The sequence below is a fragment of the Blautia sp. OF03-15BH genome, assembly GCF_003463065.1.
Lineage (GTDB): Bacteria > Bacillota > Clostridia > Lachnospirales > Lachnospiraceae > Limivivens.
The window spans coordinates 20,747-41,074 of sequence record NZ_QSCM01000013.1; the positions used below are offsets into that span (position 1 = coordinate 20,747).

The 20,328-nt window shown below is 47.8% G+C and carries 17 protein-coding genes; 7 read left to right on the top strand and 10 right to left on the bottom strand.

Annotated features, from left to right (window positions below):
- Positions 1 to 900 carry a carbohydrate ABC transporter permease gene (locus DXA57_RS12740; protein WP_117767729.1) on the bottom strand — a complete coding sequence of 300 codons (900 nt, stop codon included), beginning with the start codon at positions 898 to 900 and terminating at the stop codon, positions 1 to 3.
- Between the two features lie 12 nt (positions 901 to 912).
- The gene (locus tag DXA57_RS12745; RefSeq protein ID WP_117767730.1) at positions 913 to 1,851 is read right to left on the bottom strand and encodes an ABC transporter permease; all 939 of its coding nucleotides are present in this window, start codon (positions 1,849 to 1,851) and stop codon (positions 913 to 915) included.
- Between the two features lie 271 nt (positions 1,852 to 2,122).
- On the opposite strand from DXA57_RS12745, the gene DXA57_RS12750 reads away from it, so the two are divergent.
- Positions 2,123 to 4,237, top strand: a complete 2,115-nt coding sequence (locus DXA57_RS12750) for a helix-turn-helix transcriptional regulator (protein WP_117767731.1) — start codon at positions 2,123 to 2,125, stop codon at positions 4,235 to 4,237.
- 139 nt (positions 4,238 to 4,376) lie between these two features.
- Here DXA57_RS12750 and DXA57_RS12755 read toward each other — a convergent pair whose 3' ends face one another.
- Entirely contained in the window at positions 4,377 to 4,871 is a 495-nt protein-coding gene (locus DXA57_RS12755; protein WP_117767732.1) for a nitroreductase family protein, read from the bottom strand.
- A 512-nt stretch (positions 4,872 to 5,383) separates the two neighbouring features.
- Between DXA57_RS12755 and DXA57_RS12760 the strand changes: the two genes are divergently transcribed.
- On the top strand, positions 5,384 to 6,130 hold the full coding sequence (locus DXA57_RS12760) for a VUT family protein (protein WP_117767733.1): 747 nt from the start codon (positions 5,384 to 5,386) through the stop codon (positions 6,128 to 6,130).
- An 18-nt stretch (positions 6,131 to 6,148) separates the two neighbouring features.
- Positions 6,149 to 6,805: an SDR family NAD(P)-dependent oxidoreductase gene (locus tag DXA57_RS12765; protein ID WP_117767734.1), complete on the top strand. Its 657-nt coding sequence runs from the start codon at positions 6,149 to 6,151 to the stop codon at positions 6,803 to 6,805.
- Between the two features lie 806 nt (positions 6,806 to 7,611).
- Here the strand turns inward: DXA57_RS12765 and DXA57_RS12775 are convergent.
- The gene (locus tag DXA57_RS12775; protein WP_117767736.1) at positions 7,612 to 8,961 is read right to left on the bottom strand and encodes an MATE family efflux transporter; all 1,350 of its coding nucleotides are present in this window, start codon (positions 8,959 to 8,961) and stop codon (positions 7,612 to 7,614) included.
- A 202-nt stretch (positions 8,962 to 9,163) separates the two neighbouring features.
- Positions 9,164 to 10,387 carry a M28 family metallopeptidase gene (locus DXA57_RS12780; RefSeq protein WP_117767737.1) on the bottom strand — a complete coding sequence of 408 codons (1,224 nt, stop codon included), beginning with the start codon at positions 10,385 to 10,387 and terminating at the stop codon, positions 9,164 to 9,166.
- Between the two features lie 197 nt (positions 10,388 to 10,584).
- On the opposite strand from DXA57_RS12780, the gene DXA57_RS12785 reads away from it, so the two are divergent.
- From DXA57_RS12785 to DXA57_RS12800, 4 genes are all read left to right on the top strand, one after another.
- Positions 10,585 to 11,955: an MATE family efflux transporter gene (locus DXA57_RS12785; RefSeq protein ID WP_117767738.1), complete on the top strand. Its 1,371-nt coding sequence runs from the start codon at positions 10,585 to 10,587 to the stop codon at positions 11,953 to 11,955.
- A gap of 312 nt (positions 11,956 to 12,267) precedes the next feature.
- Positions 12,268 to 13,935: a glycoside hydrolase family 13 protein gene (locus DXA57_RS12790; protein WP_117767739.1), complete on the top strand. Its 1,668-nt coding sequence runs from the start codon at positions 12,268 to 12,270 to the stop codon at positions 13,933 to 13,935.
- The gene (locus DXA57_RS12795) at positions 13,932 to 14,897 is read left to right on the top strand and encodes an AraC family transcriptional regulator (RefSeq protein WP_117767740.1); all 966 of its coding nucleotides are present in this window, start codon (positions 13,932 to 13,934) and stop codon (positions 14,895 to 14,897) included. The genes DXA57_RS12790 and DXA57_RS12795 overlap by 4 nt, the downstream gene beginning before the upstream one ends.
- Positions 14,898 to 14,917: 20 nt before the next feature.
- Positions 14,918 to 16,588, top strand: a complete 1,671-nt coding sequence (locus tag DXA57_RS12800; protein WP_117767741.1) for a glycoside hydrolase family 13 protein — start codon at positions 14,918 to 14,920, stop codon at positions 16,586 to 16,588.
- A 559-nt stretch (positions 16,589 to 17,147) separates the two neighbouring features.
- Here DXA57_RS12800 and DXA57_RS12810 read toward each other — a convergent pair.
- The 5 genes from DXA57_RS12810 to DXA57_RS17755 all read right to left on the bottom strand — a co-directional run bounded on the left by DXA57_RS12810 (position 17,148) and on the right by DXA57_RS17755 (position 20,314).
- Positions 17,148 to 17,468, bottom strand: coding sequence for a substrate-binding domain-containing protein (locus DXA57_RS12810; protein ID WP_158571327.1), 321 nt, complete (start codon positions 17,466 to 17,468; stop codon positions 17,148 to 17,150).
- Between the two features lie 610 nt (positions 17,469 to 18,078).
- Positions 18,079 to 18,963, bottom strand: a complete 885-nt coding sequence (locus DXA57_RS12820; protein ID WP_117767743.1) for an SIR2 family NAD-dependent protein deacylase — start codon at positions 18,961 to 18,963, stop codon at positions 18,079 to 18,081.
- On the bottom strand, positions 18,908 to 19,687 hold the full coding sequence (locus DXA57_RS12825) for a protein-ADP-ribose hydrolase (RefSeq protein ID WP_117767744.1): 780 nt from the start codon (positions 19,685 to 19,687) through the stop codon (positions 18,908 to 18,910). Before DXA57_RS12825 ends, DXA57_RS12820 begins: the two co-directional genes overlap by 56 nt.
- Before the next feature lie 4 nt (positions 19,688 to 19,691).
- A complete protein-coding gene (locus DXA57_RS12830; RefSeq protein ID WP_330423266.1) occupies positions 19,692 to 20,147 on the bottom strand; it encodes a 4Fe-4S binding protein in 456 nt (151 codons plus the stop codon).
- Positions 20,148 to 20,176: 29 nt separating this feature from the next.
- The gene (locus DXA57_RS17755; RefSeq protein ID WP_330423267.1) at positions 20,177 to 20,314 is read right to left on the bottom strand and encodes a hypothetical protein; all 138 of its coding nucleotides are present in this window, start codon (positions 20,312 to 20,314) and stop codon (positions 20,177 to 20,179) included.
- Between the last annotated feature and the right edge of the window lie 14 nt (positions 20,315 to 20,328).

Here is a 20,328-nt window from a genome sequence, read left to right on the forward strand (position 1 = left end):
TCAGCCCTTTACGCCTCCGACCATAACGCCTGCGGCGAAATATTTCTGGATAAAGGGGTAGATACACATGATGGGCAGCATGATGACAACGATGGTCGCCATCTGAATGTTTGCCGGGGTGATCGTGCTGTTACGGAACATCTGCATGACGGAAGGGTCCATCTGGGCAAAAACCGTAGAGTTGAACAGGATCTTTCTGAGGATCATCTGCACCGGATAATAGGCCTCAGAGTTTAAGTAGATCAGAGCGGAATACCAGTCGTTCCATTTTCCAACGATCGTGAAAAGGGAAACTGCCGCGATGATCGCTTTGGAAAGCGGCATAATGATCTGGATCAGGATGCGGAACTCTCCTGCTCCGTCGATCCGGGCGGACTCTCTCATGCAGGGGTCGATGCCCTCGAAGAAGGTCCTGAAAAGAATCAGGTTATAAGCTGTTACCACGAAGGGAACTACCATAACCAGCGGGTTGTTGATAAGATGCAGCTCCTTCATCAGAAGGTAAGTCGGGATCGCACCGCCGCTGAAGAACATTGTGATGGTGATGAAAATGGTGATTCCTTTTCTCAAGGGGAAATCCTTGATGGTCAGCGGGTAGGCCGTCAGAGCCGTGAGGATGATTACCAGAGCCGTATGGGAAAAAGCGTAAATCACAGTGTTAATGTAGGAACGGACAATCATATGGTCCTGCAGCACTTTCTTGTAGCCTTCCAGCGTAAAGCCGTGGGGCCAGAGGAAAAGGCCGCCCTTCTGGATCTCAGATCCCAGTGAAAAGGATACGCAGACCACATGGATAATGGGAGCCAGCATGACCGCCATGATGACCAGCATGATAAAGATGTTCACCGCATTGAAGATCCGGTCGCTTAAACTTAATTTGATCTTGGTTTTCTTATTCATCGCTCTTCCTCCTTACCACAGACTGTTGTCGCTGATCTTTTTGCTCAGGAAGTTTGCAGTTATCAGAAGGATGAAGGAAAAGAGTGAGGTCAGAAGGCCGATGGCCGTCGTGTACTCGAATTTTCCGCCCAGAATACCTTCTCTGTAGACGTAGGTTCCGATGATATCTGCCGTCTCATAGGTAGATTCATTATAAAGAAGCAGAACCTTCGTAAAGTCAGAGGAGATGATTTTTCCGCTCTCCAGAATCAGCATGATGGTTGTGGTCGGAACGATGGCCGGCCAGGAGACGTAACGGATACGCTGCCAGCGGTTGGCTCCGTCCAGAGTCGCTGCCTCATGAAGCTGGGGATCCACACCGGAGAGGGCTGCCAGATAAACGATGGCTCCCCATCCAAGTCCCTGCCAGATGTTGCTGGCGATGAAGATCGTCCGGAAATATTTCGGGTCCGTCATAAAGGAAACCGCATTAAGTCCGAAGAACTCGCGGATTCCATTAATCACGCCGTCCACGCTGCAGAAATCTTTTACCAGACCTACGATTACCACCGTTGAAATGAAGTAGGGCAGGTAGGAAATGGACTGCACGGTTTTTTTGAACTTCGCGTTGGTCAGCTGATCCATCAGAAGGGCAAAAATGATCGGGGCCGGGAAGCTCCAGAGCAATGTATAAATACCCAATAATAATGTATTTCGGATTAGTCGGAACAGATAGGGATTCTGTAAAAACTGCTTGAAATATTTGAATCCTACCCAGTTGTTGTGTCCAAACATTCCTTCTACGGGGTTGTAATCCTGAAAGGCAATCAGGATACCGTACATGGGAATGTAGGAGAAAATGAATACTGCGATCAGTCCCGGCAGAGACATGAGGATCAGGGAACGGTACTTCACGCAACGTTTCCAGAAGCTCCTCTGCTTCGGCACTGGCTTTTTGTTCTGTCTTGCCATTTGCTTTTTCTCTCCCTCCGTTTTTTTCGTTTTCGGCGAAACCGCTGTCCGCCCGTCTGACCTCACTATAGCGGATCATGGGAGATTACGCAATTTTCGTTTTTCTATCTCTTCTCTTATTTTAATTTTTATCTGAAGTTTTGATAAAGATGTTAAAAAATAGCAACGATTTATCCTGTTTTAATGCTTTTCGCCCAAAAGTTTTCGTGTTAAGATAAAAGCAGCTTGATTATTGACTATATTTTTTGTGTTTTGGGAAGGAGTTTTTGACATGTCATCAAAGCGAAGTATTTTAAACCGGGTCCTGTACCTGAATCTGACGATGGCCGTTGTGCTGACTTTAGTTTTTCTCTGCACCAGCGGACTCTATACCAGACAGCTCACCCGAGAGCGATACAACCTGGCCAGCACAACGCTCACCAAAGTCAATACCGATTTTCAGCTCGAAATGAACCGCCTGGATTCCCTGTTGACTCTGTGCCTTCAGGATTCCTCTCTGGTATTCAGCATCTCTGACCGGCTGGACACCAGCTTCTTCCTCGACAATGCCGAGGACGCCGCTTCCCGTCTGTCTCTGATCCGCCAATCTCTTCCTTATGCAAAACTTGTATATTTATACACTCATAATTCAGACAAGGTAGTCCGGGACAACGGCTCCCTTTATAAAGGAAAGGATTTTTCACGGATCGTTCTGGACAAGACGGTGGAGGATATCAGCCAGCTTCCCGACGGCCTTTCCTTTTTCCAGGATTCCACGGCCCTCTATGTAAAGAATCTCTACAGCCATGGATATGTAGCAGTCGAACTGGACCTTTCCAAATTTGCCAACATCAACAAGACGATCGGAGATCAGTTTCTAGGCTATGTGATCCAGCAGAAAGACGGCCGCTGCATCCTCGAAAACAGCAGCGTTCCTCTCTCAGAGGAGCAACTTTCCGCCGCCCTTGACGGAGGACTGATCGGTGTGAATGGAACCAAATATTACTGTGTTTCCGCTCCCATGAACATTCTTCCCTACACCGGCCTGGTACTCATCAACAACGACGCCCTGATGCTTCCCCTTCATTATATGTATCTTGTGATGGTGATCGCTTTCGGCGTGCTGCTGGCAAGCTCTCTCCTTCTGGTAGTGCTGAATTATAAGATTTACCTGCCTTTGCGGAAGTTCACCTCTCAGTTTTCTGATTCCAGGGAAAATGAGATTTCGATCATCGAAAACGAGATTCACGACCTTCTCTCAGAGATCAACACCTTAAGCCAGCACTCCAAAGAGCAGATTCCGGAGAAAATCGCCCTCCACTATCTTCTCTGCGGCGGTTCCCAGCTGGACGAGGGGAGTCTGAAGCTTCTGGAAGAGAAATATCCTTATTATATGATAATGGCTCTGGCTATTCAGAAGGACAGCGGCATCGAGGACCTGCTCTTCACTTCCTCTCTGGAGAAAACACTGACCTCCCAGTTTGCCCTGAAATTCATCAGTCTGGACAAATTCAGCTTCGCGGTCCTGGCCCGGCCCGAGGACAAGGAGGAAATCCTGGCCGGCCTCCAGGAAGCCGCCGAAGAAGCCTCGAAAACCACCCGGCTTTTCGCTGGCATCCGCGAATACTGTACGGATATCCGGGAACTTCAGACCGAATACAGGCTGGCTGAAAACTGTCTTCTCTCCGCCCAGGTCCTCCCCATGGAAAATTTCGCCTTCCAGGAAAATGCAGCGGTTCTTCCGAGAAAACGGCTGGGCCAGGAGGTGCAGAACCGTCTCTTTGAATATGCCCGAAACGGCGCTCTGGACCAGCTTCTGCCGGAGTTAAAGGAGATTTTTTATCCGGCAGGCGGCTGCAGCCTTTCCGACTGCCGTTTCCATTATCAGGAGGTCTGGGCTGTCTTTGAGAAGGCCTGCCTCGCCAGAAAGAAGGCCATACCGCACATGGCGGAAGAGATTCCCCTCTACAATCCGGAGTATCTCTGCCAGCAGCTCACGCGCATTGCCACGGAGTCTTTCCCCTCCCGCCGGGAGCAGCCCCAGAATATGCAGCAATGCATGGAGAAATATATTGCTGACCATCTCAGCGAACCGCTGACCCTGGACACGGTAGCGGAGGCCTTCTCCATCACGCCGGTTTATCTCTCCAGCTGGTTCAAGAAGAATCTCGGCGTAAATTTCTTGAATTACATCTCTGCCGCCCGTATGGAGCGGGCCGGCGAGCTCCTCTGCCAACCCAATCCGCCCAAGATCTACGAAGTGGCTCTGGCGGTGGGTATAGACAATACGGCGACCTTTATCCGGCAGTTCAAGAAACACACGGGTCTCACCCCGTCCCAGTATCAGAAGGAGCGGCTGCTCCAGAAACAGCAGGGTGCTCTTCTGGGTGGGAAGACATTATCATAAAAAACAGAATCCGGCCCGAAGGGCTGAAAAAGGTGCTGGCAGGCAAAAATCCAATGAAACTCGCCTTTGGCGATGGGATTTTGGCATATTCATGCCAAAACATCTCGCGAAACAGTGGCTGCTGAATAGAATAGTTAAATCAATCTACATAGTGGACCCGCTCCACCTCATAGCGATCCTCCTGAGTTCGCTCCTGGGCCGGGTAGCCGCAGGGAACGAGGGCGAAGGGCTCCAGCTCCCCAGGAATATCCAGGACCTTCCGCACGTCAACCATACGGTCCTTCTGAGGTGCAATGCCCATCCAGACAGCGCCCAGCCCCAAAGAATCGGCCTCCAGCAGAAGATTTTCCACTGCGGCGCTGAGATCGATCTCGGCATACATCGGCACCTGGCAGTTCTTTCTGTAGCAGGGAACAAAGACCACCGGCGCTCCCTTGGCACAGCCCGCATAAGGGCTTGCCTCGGACAGCTCCTTGATCTTCTCTTTATTGCGGACCACATAAAACTCCCAGGGTTGCTGATTGCAGGCGGAGGGCGCCGCCATCGCCGCCCGGAGCAGAGTCTCGATCTTCTCTGACTCTACCGGCGTTTCCTGATATTTTCTGATACTTGTTCTGTGAAAAATTGCATCCATAATTTTTATCTCCTTTTCCTGTTTCCCTCAAACCCGCCATTTTGCAGAAAAAGCGCGAAATCATTGGGTCTAAGCATACCCGGATTTCACGCTTTATAAGCCGGCCTGAAAAACAATATTTTTTGTAAAGCTGTCAATCCCAGTATAATCAAAGTTTTTGTAAAAAACAATGATTTTCTGTAACAGTTCAGAACATCAGCAAAATGAAAAATCAGACTATGCAAACTCGTTTGCAATAGGATGAATTTTCATTTTGGAATGGGCGGAACGCCCATTAGCCTCAGACAGAAGCTACGAATGCAGCGATAGCGCATGCAATGCGCGTGTCTGTGGCCTGTTGGGCTGAACGTCCTGAACAGTTACGATTTTCTTTTATAAACGATACATCACACATTAAAATTCCTTGCCTTTTCCCCAAAAATGCGCTATATTATAAAACTGCCAACGGCAAACCGAGAAGTTCGGGCTCTAAATCCTTCTCGTAAAATAAGAAAACCAAGGAGAACAAAAAAATGAATCAAGGAAAGAACCAGGGGCTCCTGGCAGAACTGAAGCTTCTGCTCCGCAGCGTGCCCTCACTCACTGTAACTGTATTTATTGTTGCCACAATTTCCATGAACCTGCTGGCGAATAAGAGTATCAATCTACCCTTTTCGTGGCTAGCTCTGGATTGTGGCATTATTGTTTCATGGATCATCTTCCTGTGCATGGACATGATCACCCGGCGTTTCGGGCCCAAAGCGGCCACGATGCTCAGTGTGGTCTCCATCGCCGTCAATCTCGGGATGTGTCTGGTATTCTATCTCGGCAGCCTGATCCCGGGAACCTGGGGCGAATCCTATGTAGATGGGTCCGAAACAGTCATAAACACCGCCCTAAACCACACCTTCGGCGGAACCTGGTATGTGCTTCTCGGAAGCACGATCGCCTTCTTCGTTTCCGCTGTCGTAAATAACTTCGTAAACTGGTACATAGGCAGAGCCATCAGGAAAGACCAGGGCTTCGCCGTCTATGCCTGCAGAACCTATATTTCCACAGGAATCGGCCAGTTTGTGGACAATCTGATTTTCGCCCTCATTGTCAGCCATAACTTCTTCGGCTGGACTCTGACACAATGCATCATGTGTGCCTTCACCGGCGCTATTGTCGAGCTGCTCTGCGAGGTCGTTTTCTCTCCCATCGGCTATCGGATTTCCAATCGCTGGAAAGAAGAGGGTGTCGGAAACGAATATCTCGCCAAGTACCCTGTAAAAGAATAATTATTGGAGGATCTGAACATGAGAATATTGATCACGGGAACAAGTTCCGGAATTGGAAAAGGAATCGCAGAGAAGTTTTTGAGTGAAGGCCACTGTGTCACCGGCTTCGACCGCAAAGAAGCGACCATTCAGCATACGGCTTATACCCATATCCACATGGATATCCGTGACAAAACACACTTTCCGGCATTAGAGCCCTTTGATATTGTCATCAACAACGCCGGCGTGCAAAACGAAGAAGATATCGATGTAAACTTAAAAGGAACCATCGCGATCACAGAAACCTACGCCATCCATCCCGGCATCCGCGCAGTTCTCATGATCGGCTCTGCCAGCGGCCACAACGGCTCCGAATTTCCGGAATATGTGGCCAGCAAGGGCGGCGTCCTCTCCTACGCCAAAAACGTCGCCCTTCGCATCGCCAGCTACGGCGCTACCTGCAACAGCCTGGATTTCGGCGGTGTCCTGACCGAACTGAACAAACCGGTCATGGAAGACAAAGCTCTCTGGAATCAGATCATGGATGTGACCCCTTTAAAGCGCTGGATGACTGTCGAAGAAACGGCTGACTGGGCCTATTTCATGACCGTCACCAACCGCTTCTGTACCGGTCAGAATATCCTCATCGACGGCCTGGAAGCCGGAAACGCACATTTCGTGTGGCCGGAAGAATAAGGAAATCTCAGGCGGTTGCCATTCAGACATGCCGCCTGCTGTATTTTCGCATAGCTGCGAACCTTATCCACAAAAATCATATATTCCCGCAAGGTTTTACACACTTTCAGGATCTTCTGGTTATAACCTGCATTGATGTTCAACACCTGTACCCGCAATTCCAGATCCGGATCTGAAACCGGAGTTTCATAGGCGCTGGAAAGGGGCCGGGATCTTCACAAGACCTGTACTGTAAAGGTTTTCCTGCTCCGTCAGCATAGAATTAGCTGTCACTGATATAGAAAAGACAGCGCAGCGGCATATTTGGATTCCTGGTAGCCTGCTGCTCAAAAAGGCAGATCCCGCTGTGAAATAAAAAAGAAAGATCATTTCTCATTCCCATATAGATTGCATTTTCCAGAGTCACGATCTTTAAATCCTGTGGCCGTTTATAACAACTCCCATTTAATGCGTTATAAAGCTCCAGAAGCTTCCTTTTATCGTGAAAAAGCATACGGAATATTCGATCTTTATATGCCCGGTTCGCTTTTGTCGGCTTTTTTTCTATTTTGTTGGAAAATTCCTGTATCTGCGAACGCAGTATGAAATACAGCTCTGGCTGACTGCCAGATAGAATTCTATAAATATAAAAAGGAATTTTTCTGTTGGAAGTATTCTATCATATGTTGATTCTAATTGCAATTTTTTATCTTGCACAGTCATCTAAGATTTCAGAGTATGATTTTTTTACCTTTGCAGGTTCTTTTTCGTGAAAATCACCAATAGATAAGGACTGCCGGAAACAAAATCCCCAGCAGCCCATTTTCTCAATGCGTCAGGTCTTTCACCCATTTATATTTTCGGAAATGATGGATCACCCAGGGCAGTTTTCCCACTTCATCCACACAGGTACACGCATAGACCACAACTACCGGCCAGTGGAAATAATAGGTTCCGGCCGCTGCCAGCGGAATGGCAATGCACCACATGCAGACTGCAAGACTGTACATATCAAACAGGGTATCGCCGCCTGCACTGAAGATTCCGTTGATCGTCACATCATTGATGGCACGGCCGATCATGTAAAAAGCGATCACGGCAAACATACCTTTCAGGTAGGCAGACGCCTGTGGGGTCAGCTTCACAAAATGCAGGATGACCGGTGCCGCTATGCACATCAGAAGTGACGCTGCGATCCCGCATACACAGGAAATTTTCATCAGGCGGATCCCATATGCTTTTCCCCTTTCCAGATTGCCTGCCCCCAGTTCATTTCCTACCATGATACCAGTTGCACCGGAAATGCCGCCGCTCAGACAGCAGACCACATCTCTTACTACGGCAGCCACGGAATTGGCTGCTGCCGCATCGGCTCCCAGATGACCCATAAAGGAAGAATACGAAGTAAATCCGATCCCCCAGAACAGTGCGGCTCCCAGGATAGGCATTCCGCATTTGTAGAAATCTCCGGAAAGCTGCCGGTTTCTGTAAAACAGGAATTTCATCTGCGGATGGATATATCCCTTCCGATAAGAAATAAGCATCGAAACGGTCAGTTCTGTGATCCTTGCGATCAGAGTCGCCACCGCAGCTCCCCGCACCCCCATGGCCGGGATCCCAAACGCTCCATAAATGAATACTGCATTCAGTACAATGTTGATGCAGACGGTCGCAGAGCTGACTGCCGCCGTGGTCTTGGCGTGTTCACTGACTTTCATGATGATCAGATAGCACTGGGAAATTCCGGTCAGCAGATAGGAAAAGCCCGCGATACGAAGATAACTGACTCCATATTCGATCAGCACACTTTCATTGGTGAAGATCAGCATAAGATATCTTCCTGCAAATACACAGGCCAGAAAGAATACAGCAGATACCAGACCGCATAAACGCAGCGCCATACAGAAAATCTCATCCAGAGTTGTCCTGTCACCTTTCCCCCAGTACTGTGCGCCCAGGATCCCGAGACTTGCCGTTGCAGCCGCCAGAAACATATTCTGGATAAACTGGATCTGCGTTGCCAGGGAAACAGCAGACATATAGTTCTGATCCATCCCACCAAGCATGAAAGCATCCGCCACTGCCACCAGTGCCAGCATCAGATTCTGCAGAACGATGGGAATCATCAGCCCCCAGAGTTTCTGATAGAATGCTTTGTCATACGTTCTTTTCTTCATTTTTTTCTCTGTTCCTCCTTATTTCTCAACAATGAGATACACTGCGATTTCTTTACACTCAGAATAGACTGCAAATAATAAGATGTCAACCGGTTAATTTCCATTGAAAGAAATGCTGCTGGCGCTCTTTCCTATAAAGTGAAAAAACCAGATAAGACAACACGGTCTTATCTGGTTCATGATCTGAATCGGAAGATTCCTTTTATGCTTCTTTTCTTTTACGGAAAAGATACTCATCCAGCTGCTTCTTAACATCCTCCGGTATCTCTCTCTTCACCGGGCAAACCGCAGCATTTGTAAAGCGATCGGTAAACAGGATAAGGAAATCAATATCTTTCTGCAGCTGCTCCATGGACATGACCTCTTTCACATCATAACGGCAATGGATCGGTGCAACGGTTCCACCTGCAAGGCGCGCAAAAGACACTGCCGGGATTCCTTTGTCTGCAAACGGCGTCGAATCACTGGAATAGACTCCTGTTTCTGCCGCAACAGGAAAGCCGGTCTCTGCTGCCATATAGCTGATATAATGGGCAAGCTTTTCTTCTGCAGACGCACAGGCGATAAATTTACCCATGTACGTTCCGATCATGTCAAGATTGATGTTGAAAACTATTTTCTCAAGCTCTGCCTCGTGGTCTTCCACATAGGCTTTTGATCCTAACAAGCCCCGCTCTTCACTTCCGCAGAACACAAAACGAAGACTATAATTGCGCTCTTTGTCTTTCATGTACTCCATGATCCCAAGCAGTCCTGCACAGCCGCTCATATTATCATAAGCGCCATGTGAAAGAGAAGTTGTATCATAGTGTGCGGTCAACACGATCCATTCCTCTTTTTTTCCTGGAAGCTCGGCGATCACGTTATGGGATTCTCCGTCATACTCTCTCTGCTCAACCTCTAAGCGGATCGTTTTTACATTGTTTTTTACCAGTTTTACGCCATCAGAGCAATGGATCATTGCGCAGAGCACTTTTCTTTCCTCTCCGACAACCACTTTGCGAAGATCTCTCTGATCAATATCCTGCTGCGGATAATGGAGATTTCCATACTGAAACAGGATTGCTTTTGCGCCGGCTTTCATCAGATCCTGATAAACAAAAAATCCGACTCCCTGCGTATCCATCAGAACGATCTTGTCCTTTGCACCTGCGATAGAAACAGGATCCGTACCAGGCATGTAATAAAGCTCGCCCTCTGCCACTCCGCTTCCGCAGCAGGTGAAAGCCTTACAGGTCACTTCTTCCCCGTCAGCGTATAAATGTGCCGTTTCGATCTCACCCATTGCCACACGAAATCCTTCTATCCTGGAAGCGACCCCCATGTTTTCACACTGCGTCTTTAAATACTCCGCAACCTGCAATTCCTCTTTTGTTCCACTTGCATGGACAAAATCCGTGTTGTCAAAAATCTGCTGTAAATCCATTTTCCCAATACTCCTTTTCTTATTATTTTTTTCGTTTTTATTACCCCGTTTGACTGAATTATACCAGAAGCATGCAAAATGTCAATGTCAGATCGGTATCGACAGATGTATGGATCAAAAGGATTGTTTTTATAGAATGAAAATGTTATGATAGGCTATACGTGAGCATAAAAATAAAAGATTTGAGGTTAAACATCTTGGAAAGTAATTTAACAAAAGGGCCGATTCTTAAGTCCCTGATAAAGCTGGCGATCCCGATCATGGCATCGTCATTCCTTGCAACATTGTATAATATCACAGATATGGCATGGATCGGACTGCTGGGATCAAAGGCCGTGGCCGGAGTCGGTGTCGGCGGCATGTTTACCTGGCTTTCCCAGGGGCTGTCTTCCATTGCCAGAATGGGCGGACAGGTGCAGGTAGCCCAGTGTATCGGACGGGGTGACAAAGAAAGCGCCCATAAATATGCACAGACAGCTATGCAGTTATCCTTATATATGGGACTGCTCTTTGCCGTTTTCTCTCTGGTCTTTGTACGCCAGATGGTAGGCTTTTTCAATCTGACCGATGTGGAAGCTTATGATGCTGCCATTTCCTACACACGGATTGCCTGTGGTCTGATCGTCTTTTCCTTTATGACCATGACACTGACCGGTGTCTATACGGCACAGGGGGATTCCAAAACGCCATTTCTGGCTAATCTGGTAGGACTGGTAACAAATATGATCCTAGATCCTCTGCTGATCCTGGGACCCGGTCCGTTACCAAAGCTTGGTGTCAGCGGGGCAGCGATCGCAACCGTTACCGCCCAGTTCATTGTTATGAGTATTATGGTGCTTGACATCATCTGGCAGAAAAAAGAAAATGTGCTGAAAAGTATCCATCTGATCGGCAGAATGTCCGGAGAATATCTGAGCGGGATCTGCAAGATCGGTATCCCGACCGGGATCCAGGGAATGGTATACTGTATGATCTCCATGCTTATCACCAGGATGGTATCTGCATTCGGTGCGGAAGCAGTCGCTACCCTGCGTGTCGGAGGGCAGATCGAATCCGTATCCTGGAATACTGCCGATGGTTTTGCCACTGCACTCAATGCTTTTACTGCACAGAACTACGGAGCCGGAAAGATTGACCGAGTCAAGAAAGGATACCGGGCTTCCCTCTGGACGATCGGTATCTGGGGATTACTGATCACTCTGATCTTTATCTTTACACCAACCCCGATCGCCACGATCTTCTTCCACGAACCTTCTGCCATTGCAACTGCTGTCAGCTATCTGGTTATCATCGGATTCAGCGAAGCCTTTCTGTGCATCGAGCTTACTACCATCGGTGCCATATCCGGACTTGGCAAAACAAATCTGTGCAGCATCATCAGCATCCTCTTTACAAGTGCAAGAATCCCGCTGGCTATGATCCTTGGAAATACTTCTATGGGTCTGAACGGTATCTGGTGGGCATTTTCTTCCACCACTATTATAAAAGGAATTATTTTCACCGGAACCTTCTTCTGGATCATAAAAAAATGTCCCCAAAACATGAATACCCCTTCCTCTCAGGCCTGAGCGGTGTGGGGTGTTTTTTTGCAGATACTTTTCTGACAGCCGCTTCATCATAAAGCGGACATTCGTGCTCCGCGCACTTGACGCGGCGAAATTCTTATTCTGCTTTCAATAAGTCAAAATACCGTAAGTTTCTGTCATATTAGCAGTAGATTTTTTCTTCTGCCGCAGTTATAGTAGAAGATAACAAAGCAGAATGATTCCGTCAGTTTTTTGCGAAATCAACCGAAAAAAATACATTTCAGAGTCAGAATAGTGTTACCTGCGGTCACTTTTCCGGCTCAAATGACAACAACCATACAGGAGGAAAAAACGATGGCAGAAGAAAAAAAAGCATGGTGGAAAGAAGCCGTTATTTATCAGATTTATCCGCGCAGCTTCGCGGACAGCAACGGTGACGGCATTGGTGATCTGAATGGTATCACCGCACATCTTGATTACCTGGAGACGCTCGGGATCGATGTGATCTGGCTTTCTCCGGTTTACAAATCACCGAACGATGACAACGGCTACGATATTTCCGATTACCGTGATATCATGGATGATTTCGGTACTATGGAAGATTTCGACCGTCTACTTGCAGAGGCACACCGTCATCATATCAAAATTGTCATGGATCTTGTCGTTAACCATACCTCTGATGAGCATGCATGGTTTATCGAAAGCCGCAGTTCCAAAGACAACCCTTATCGTGATTACTACATCTGGAAAGACCCGAAGAATGGAAAAGAGCCGAACAACTGGGGTGCCTGCTTCGGAGGTTCCGCATGGGAGTTTGACGAACGTACCGGCATGTACTATCTGCACTGCTTTTCCAAAAAACAGCCTGATCTGAACTGGGAAAACCCGAAAGTCCGCGATGAAGTCTTTGATATGATGAACTGGTGGTGCGAGAAGGGAATTGACGGCTTCCGCATGGATGTCATCAGCATGATCTCCAAGGATCAGTCCTTCCCGGACGGAACGGTCGAAGACGGATTATATGGCAATTTTTCCCCATATGTATGCAACGGTCCCCGTGTCCACGAATTTCTCCGGGAAATGAACAGCCGTGTACTCTCCCATTACGATCTGCTCACCGTCGGTGAGGCCGCCGGCGTTACCATCGAAGAGGCCCAGAAATACGCAAACAATGAAGGAACCGAGCTTGGAATGGTATTCCAGTTTGAGCATGTAGATCTCGTAAGAGGACCGATCGGAAAATGGTCGGATCAGAAACCGAAGCTGGCTGACTTCCGCCACATTATGAACAAATGGCAGTATGAGCTGGAAGGCAAGGCATGGAACAGCCTTTTCCTCGATAACCACGATCAGCCGCGTGCTGTCTCCCGTTTTGCAAACGACTCTGAAAAATACCGCGTTGTTTCTGCAAAAATGCTCGCCACCTGCCTGCACATGCTCAAGGGTACACCTTATATTTACCAGGGCGAAGAGCTCGGTATGACAAACGTTTACTTTGACAAGCTGGAGGACTACCGTGACATTGAGAGTATCAATGCCTTCCATCAGTATGTAGACAACGGACTGGTAAAAGCAGAGGATATGATGCGTTATCTCAAAGAAATCAGCCGTGACAATGCCCGTACTCCGATGCAGTGGGACGATTCCAAAAATGCAGGCTTTACAGACGGTACCCCGTGGATCAACGTAAACCCGAACTATAAAGAGATCAATGCCAAGGCCGCCCTCGCCGATCCGGATTCTGTTTTCCATTATTATCAGGAGCTGATCCGTCTGCGTCACACGCTTCCGATCATCGTTTACGGAAAATTCCAGGGACTTCTCGAGGACAGCGAAACCATCTATGCTTACAAGCGTATTCTTGACGGACAGGTACTGACCGTTGCCTGCAACTTTACCGATCAGGAACAGGACTGTGTTCTTTGCGAAGATCCGGCTGCCGAAGAGCTGATCTCCAATTACAAAGGACATAAAGCTGGAAAACTGCAGCCGTACGAGGCACGCGTCATTCTTCATAAATGAAGACAGAGACAACATATAACCGGCTTCCTTCTTTCTTAAAAGAAGCAAGGCAGCATGGAAGCTTCAGTTTTCCATGTGCATTTTACCAGGCGGTGCGTGAGACTAATCCGCCTGGTTTTCCATTTACGGTCAAACATCACTGGCATGAACCCATCGAGATCATCTATCTTGAGCAGGACTCTTATCAGGTTGATATCAATATGACACTGACTCATCTCAAAAGCCCATGCTTTTGTTTTATCAACAGCGGAGAACTGCATGCACTTACCTCTGATTCTGATCAGTATCGGGAACAGGCAGTCGTCTTCTCTCCCGATCTGCTCACATTCGCCGCTCCAGACCCGGCACAGGAACAGTTTCTGCTTCCGTTATCAGAACACAAGCTTTCCTTTCCGTCTTTTCTCGGACCTGAGCACCCGGCTTTTTCGGAAATACAACAGGAATTTTTTCGGATCCGCTCGATCTTCTTTCGGGAAAACCGGATCTGTCTGGACCAGTTTACAACCGAAAATCCTGTTTCGCAATTGCGGATCAAGGCTGCGCTTTTGAATATTCTCGGAATTCTCGCGGAACATGCTCTGCTTGCCTCAAATGAACCGGTACGCAATCCGCGCGTGGAACTTCTTAAGACCGTGATCAGTCACATCCGCCAAAACTACCAGCATCCGCTTTCTCTTGGAGAGCTGGCTGCACTTGCCGGAATGAATGAGCAGTACTTTTGTCGTTTTTTCAAAAAATCACTCGGTAAAACACCCGTTTCCTATATCAACGACTTCCGTATCCGCCATGCGGCAACATTGCTGCGTACGACCGAACTGCAGGTCACGGAGGTCTGTCTGGAAAGCGGGTTCAATAATCTCGGGCATTTTATGAAGGAATTCAAAAAGGCGACCGGATTTACCCCTCTTCAGTTCCGCAAGCAAAATATAGAGGAAACTTTTCCGAAAATAAACACTCATTAAATAATGAAAGGTATTTTACTATGCAAAAAAAATGGTGGCACACAAAAACAGCCTATCAGATCTACCCGAAAAGCTTCTGTGATTCTAACGGAGACGGCATCGGTGATCTTCCGGGCATTATCAGCAAACTCGATTACCTCAAAGACCTCGGCATCGACATTATCTGGCTCTCTCCAATCTACTGCTCACCGCTCGCAGATCAGGGCTATGATATTTCTGATTATTACAACATCGACCCGCGCTTCGGCACAATGGATGACATGGACCGTCTGATCGCCGAAGCAAAAAAACGCGATATGTATATCCTGATGGATCTCGTCGTCAATCACTGCTCCGATGAGCACGAATGGTTCAAAAAAGCCTGCGAGGATCCGGATGGCGAGTACGGAAAATATTTTTACATTGAAGACTGTCCGGACGGAAAACTGCCATGCAACTGGCGTTCTTACTTCGGCGGCAGTGTCTGGGAACCGCTCCCGGGTCATCCGGACAAATATTATCTGCACATGTTCCACAAAAAGCAACCGGATCTGAACTGGGAAAATCCGAAGCTGCGCGAGGAAATCTATAAAATGATCAACTGGTGGCTGGATAAGGGACTTGCCGGCTTCCGTATCGATGCGATCATCAACATCAAAAAGGCGCTTCCGTGGCGGGATTATCCGGCGAACCGTGCAGACGGCATGTGCAGCCCGGGTGAAATGCTCGAGCACGCAGTCGGTGTCGGCGAATTTCTGGGAGAAATGCGTGACCGTACTTTCCTTCCGCACAGTGCATTTACTGCAGGCGAGGTCTTTAATGAAAAACCGGAGGAGCTTCCGGATTTCATCGGTGACAACGGATATTTCTCAACGATGTTCGATTTCAATGAGGCCATCTTCGGCGGCAGTGAGAAGGGCTGGTATGACCAGACTCCAATCACCCCGAATGACTACCGCAGCTGCTGCTTCGCCAGCCAGAAAAAGATCGGCGATATCGGCATGCTCTCCAATATCATCGAAAATCATGATGAACCGCGCGGCGTTTCCCGCTATATCCCGGAGGGTGAATGTACTCTCACCGCCAAAAAACTGCTTGCCACAATGAATGTCATGCTCCGCGGCCTTCCGTTTATCTATCAGGGCCAGGAGATCGGTATGGAAAATGTAGAATTCCAGTCGATCAGCGAAGTGGACGATATTTCAACACTCGACGAGTACCAGGTAGCTTTAGATGCCGGTCTGACACCAGACGCTGCCCTGAAGGCGGTAAACCGTGTCAGCCGTGATAATGCCCGGACTCCGTTCCAGTGGGATGCTTCCGCGAATGCAGGTTTTACAACCGGCACTCCATGGCTGAAGGTAAACCGCAATTACACAAAGATCAACCTGGAAAGCCAGAAAAATGATCCGGATTCCGTTTATCAGTACTACCGCCGCCTGCTTGCGCTGCGTAAGGATCCGGCTTATAGCAAAACTGTCGTATACGGCGATCTGCTTCCTGTCTTTGAGGATCAGGACCGTGTCATGGCATACTACCGGAAATCCGCAGACCAGACACTGCTCGTGATCGGCAACTACAAAACACAGCCGCAGACCCTGACGCTTCCGTCAAAGATCAAAAATATCGTGCTGAACAATCTTCCGCAGCTTAAGACAGATGGAAATAAGATTACACTGGAAGGATATCAGGCAGTCGTTCTGGAGGTATGATCTGAAGCGACTACGATTCTTATCTCGTGTGTCACAAACTTGTTGTTTTCTTGATGTCAGGATTCCTAGTACAGTGAAAATTAAGTATCTGCTATATTGACGCAGGATGATTTCTTCATATGCAAGGCGGAGGAATGAGGCGTAGCGGTGGCTACGTCGATTGACGACAACGCAGCAGATGAAAAATCAGACAAGTCAATATGGCGGTTACTTAATATTCACTGTACTAGACATGCGATGGAATGAAGTCGGGGGCAAAAGGTCTTTTGCCCCCGACTGATGCCTACGAATTGCTCCGCTGCAAAGCAGCTCCAGCAATTTTATTATCCATCTGAAAGATTTACACAGAATCATTTACACCACCAATTTCTCGACCGATCAGTTGATCAATGGTATCTTCATTCTCCGGTCAGAGTCATTTTCAGAATGTGTTTAAGAAACAGTTCGGCGTGCCGCCGCTTCAGTATCGGAAGAACCCGGAACTGCAGCATCCTCTGTAATAGTTTTTACGCTTTCTTTCTCAATGATTTTTCCGGAAACAATCTGCAGATCATCTCCCTCAGTTATGCGGTCCTCCAGTTTTTGAAATATCCTCTGGAACATGGTATCCGTTTTCAACCAACTTTTTGATCAGTTCATTCGCTATGAAATCGCAGTTGCATGCAAAAGCAGACGGCATCTGCTCCGGTAATTTTCCTATCTCGATCTCACCTGTTTCAAGATCACGGTCTTCAATGATCCAGTCTTCCCTGACGGGTATCTGATTTTCCTGAAGTGCTTTGCAATATCCGTGATAGCGATCCATAATACTGGAACTTGCAAGAATCGATCCCACATAACCGATCTTTACATGTCCTTTACGGATCAGATATTCTGTCATCCGATACATCCCGTAATAGCCATTAGAGATCTTCTGCTTTTTTTGATATGCTTATATTGTAAAGAGAAACCATGAACCTGCCGCAGAAAAGGATGTGATGCTCATGAAACATTCTCAAAAACGTACATTCATGGATATAGAAAAAATGAATTCTAATGAATTTAGGGCATTTTGTCGGTCTGGTAACCAAAATCATTTTACCAGAACCAGAAAAATGCCTCTTCAGGATCTTCTTTTCACAATGATAAACAGAAAGGGGCTGACATTGGCATTGGAACTGAGAAATTATATGAAAATTGCTCATCCGGGAACTTTCATTTCCAAACCAGGATATCTGAAACAGCGTATGAAACTTAATCCAAATGCTTTTTGCTAAAGTTAATGACATTGATAACACACTAGACTTTCCTGCCGGAAAATCGTGTGCCAAGGGTTACGCTGTCCCCTTTGGATACCCCTGCCAAGGGCAACACTGCTTCCCTTTGGAAACCTCCCGCGTTTCCTGAGTCTATGAGTACCCAAACTGTAAAATCACAATGTGAATACCATGCCTTGGAAATAAAAAAGTGGACAGGGCCCTATCTCTCATGATAGAAGCCCTGCCCATTTTTTATGAAACCGCCTTTCGGTTCAGTGCTGACAAGATACGTCCAATGTCCGCATCCAGACAGACGGAACGCTCTGCGATTTCCCTCGGTGCGTATGCCTGCCCAAAGTTCACGCAGGCATAGATAGCGTTTGGGTTTTCCAGCGTATATTTCCAAAACGGATACTTGATAATAACCGGCGTATTATTTCCTACCCCCAGCTCCAGATACAGCACCGTCCCATGCTTGTGCCGCCGTACAAAGTCCGAATACCGGCTTTGGGCGGCATACCAGCCCTCATCCTGCACAAAGGTATTGTCACAGCGCAGGTTCATGGTCATGAGGGAGCCACATACCGGGCACCGGGGAATCAGATCTGACGGGATTTCCATATCCTGCTGTTGGTCTATCATCTGCCGAACGGCATCTTCGTTATCATAGGTCTTGTTATGACAGGCTTTGGAACATTGCCATAAGCCGTAATCTCCCTGGGTATAGAACAGTTTCTTTTTATCAAAACCTGCCCGCTGGAATTGGTGATCCACATTGGTGGTCAGCACAAAATAGTCCTTGTCCTTAACCAGTGCCAGAAGTTCCTGATATGCCGGAAGTGGAGCATCTACATAGCGGTTATAGAAAATATGGCGGCTCCACCACGCCCAGTATTCTTCCAGCGTGCTATAAGGATAAAACCCGCCGGAATACATATCAGTGATCCCATATTTCTGATGAAATTCTGCAAAATAACGTTCAAAACGCTCTCCACTATAGGTAAGTCCAGCGGAGGTAGACAGTCCCGCACCGGCACCGATCAGGACAGCATCCGCTGTTTCCAACGCCTGTTTCAGCCGTTCAATCTGTACTGAGCAGTTTCCTGTATATTCTTTCATCCTGTTCTTTAAAAACATTGAATACCACCTCGATCTTACTTCCGGTTTCCGCCTTATATTCCTGCACCGTCTGCACGGCAATCTCCGCCGCCCTGTCATTTGGGAACATAAAAATGCCCGTAGAGATACAGCAGAACGCAATACTACCTACATTGTTTTCGTCTGCCAGTTCCAGACAGGAACGGTAGCAGGATTTCAAAAGTTCACAATGCTGTCTGGTCAATTTTCCCCGCACGATGGGGCCTACAGTGTGAATTACATAATCACAGGGTAAGTTATAAGCAGGTGTGATTTTAGCCTGTCCGGTGGGTTCTTCATAGCCCTGCTGTTTCATAATCTCAGCGCACTTCAAACGAAGCTGCACCCCAGCATAGGTGTGGATACAGTTATCAATACAGTTATGGCAAGGCTGGTAGCAGCCGGTCATGCCACTATTTGCCGCATTGACGATTGCCCCACAATCCAGCGTAGTAATGTCTCCACGCCAGAGATAGATTCCATTCTGAAGCGGGGACAGTTCAGACAGCCGGGTAATCTTCTTTGCTGCCAGTTCTCCTTGCAGATAGGCATCCTGCACTTCAAGAAATCTCTGGCTGATGGCTCCCGGATGACGAACATTCATCAGTGAACGCAGCAGCACCTTCTGACGGTCTGTATCTGCCGAGATTTCCTGGCGGCGGCAGGAAGGACGCTCCCGCAGCAATTCCTCAATTAAAAATCTTCTTCGTTCTTCCTGATTCATGGCGTTACCTCCGCTTCATAATGGCTCTGGCCGGACAGATTTCAAAGCAGTTGCCGCAATGCAGGCAGTTTTCCTGATGAATGACCGCAGGCTTAGAAGAAATGTCAATGCACTTTTGCGGACATTTGGAATAGCAGATCTTGCAGCCGATACAGGCGTGTGTGATAAAATAACCTTCCTGCACTTCTTCTGCACCGCCAAAGGTAAAGCTGGAACGCTCAATCGGCTTTTGGGATAAGTCGAACCGTTCTCCGCTACCTTTATAGATGACAAAGACGGTCAGTGCACTTCTGGATGCCGCATCCGGGTATATCTCGTTCATATAGGGATTCTTTTCAAACAGCCGGGGCAGCAGATCACTGCCAAGCTCTCGCACCTTTCCCCGAATGGAAAGAGCAGCACAGTGCATGGTATCCTCGCCCTTCATTCCGGTCAATGCAAGGACTCCACGCTTTTTCAATCGGTCATAGAACCCCTTTCCCTTTGCTGTCAGGAAGTAACGCCTCCTTCATCGGCATCCATCATATCAATGGCGGCCGTTACTGGCAAGCCGGCATCATCCACGGTTGCAACTACTGTGGTGTGAATTTCCCGGACGAGATAGGATAAATAATCTTTGCTTCCCATGTGAGGATTCTCCT

Coding starts and splice junctions, on each gene's coding strand:
- DXA57_RS12740 (WP_117767729.1), bottom strand. CDS start 900: ATGAATAAGAAAACCAAGATCAAATTAAGTTTAAGCGACCGGATCTTC.
- DXA57_RS12745 (WP_117767730.1), bottom strand. CDS start 1,851: ATGGCAAGACAGAACAAAAAGCCAGTGCCGAAGCAGAGGAGCTTCTGG.
- DXA57_RS12750 (WP_117767731.1), top strand. CDS start 2,123: ATGTCATCAAAGCGAAGTATTTTAAACCGGGTCCTGTACCTGAATCTG.
- DXA57_RS12755 (WP_117767732.1), bottom strand. CDS start 4,871: ATGGATGCAATTTTTCACAGAACAAGTATCAGAAAATATCAGGAAACG.
- DXA57_RS12760 (WP_117767733.1), top strand. CDS start 5,384: ATGAATCAAGGAAAGAACCAGGGGCTCCTGGCAGAACTGAAGCTTCTG.
- DXA57_RS12765 (WP_117767734.1), top strand. CDS start 6,149: ATGAGAATATTGATCACGGGAACAAGTTCCGGAATTGGAAAAGGAATC.
- DXA57_RS12775 (WP_117767736.1), bottom strand. CDS start 8,961: ATGAAGAAAAGAACGTATGACAAAGCATTCTATCAGAAACTCTGGGGG.
- DXA57_RS12780 (WP_117767737.1), bottom strand. CDS start 10,387: ATGGATTTACAGCAGATTTTTGACAACACGGATTTTGTCCATGCAAGT.
- DXA57_RS12790 (WP_117767739.1), top strand. CDS start 12,268: ATGGCAGAAGAAAAAAAAGCATGGTGGAAAGAAGCCGTTATTTATCAG.
- DXA57_RS12795 (WP_117767740.1), top strand. CDS start 13,932: ATGAAGACAGAGACAACATATAACCGGCTTCCTTCTTTCTTAAAAGAA.
- DXA57_RS12800 (WP_117767741.1), top strand. CDS start 14,918: ATGCAAAAAAAATGGTGGCACACAAAAACAGCCTATCAGATCTACCCG.
- DXA57_RS12810 (WP_158571327.1), bottom strand. CDS start 17,468: ATGACAGAATATCTGATCCGTAAAGGACATGTAAAGATCGGTTATGTG.
- DXA57_RS12820 (WP_117767743.1), bottom strand. CDS start 18,963: ATGTTTTTAAAGAACAGGATGAAAGAATATACAGGAAACTGCTCAGTA.
- DXA57_RS12825 (WP_117767744.1), bottom strand. CDS start 19,687: ATGAATCAGGAAGAACGAAGAAGATTTTTAATTGAGGAATTGCTGCGG.
- DXA57_RS17755 (WP_330423267.1), bottom strand. CDS start 20,314: ATGGGAAGCAAAGATTATTTATCCTATCTCGTCCGGGAAATTCACACC.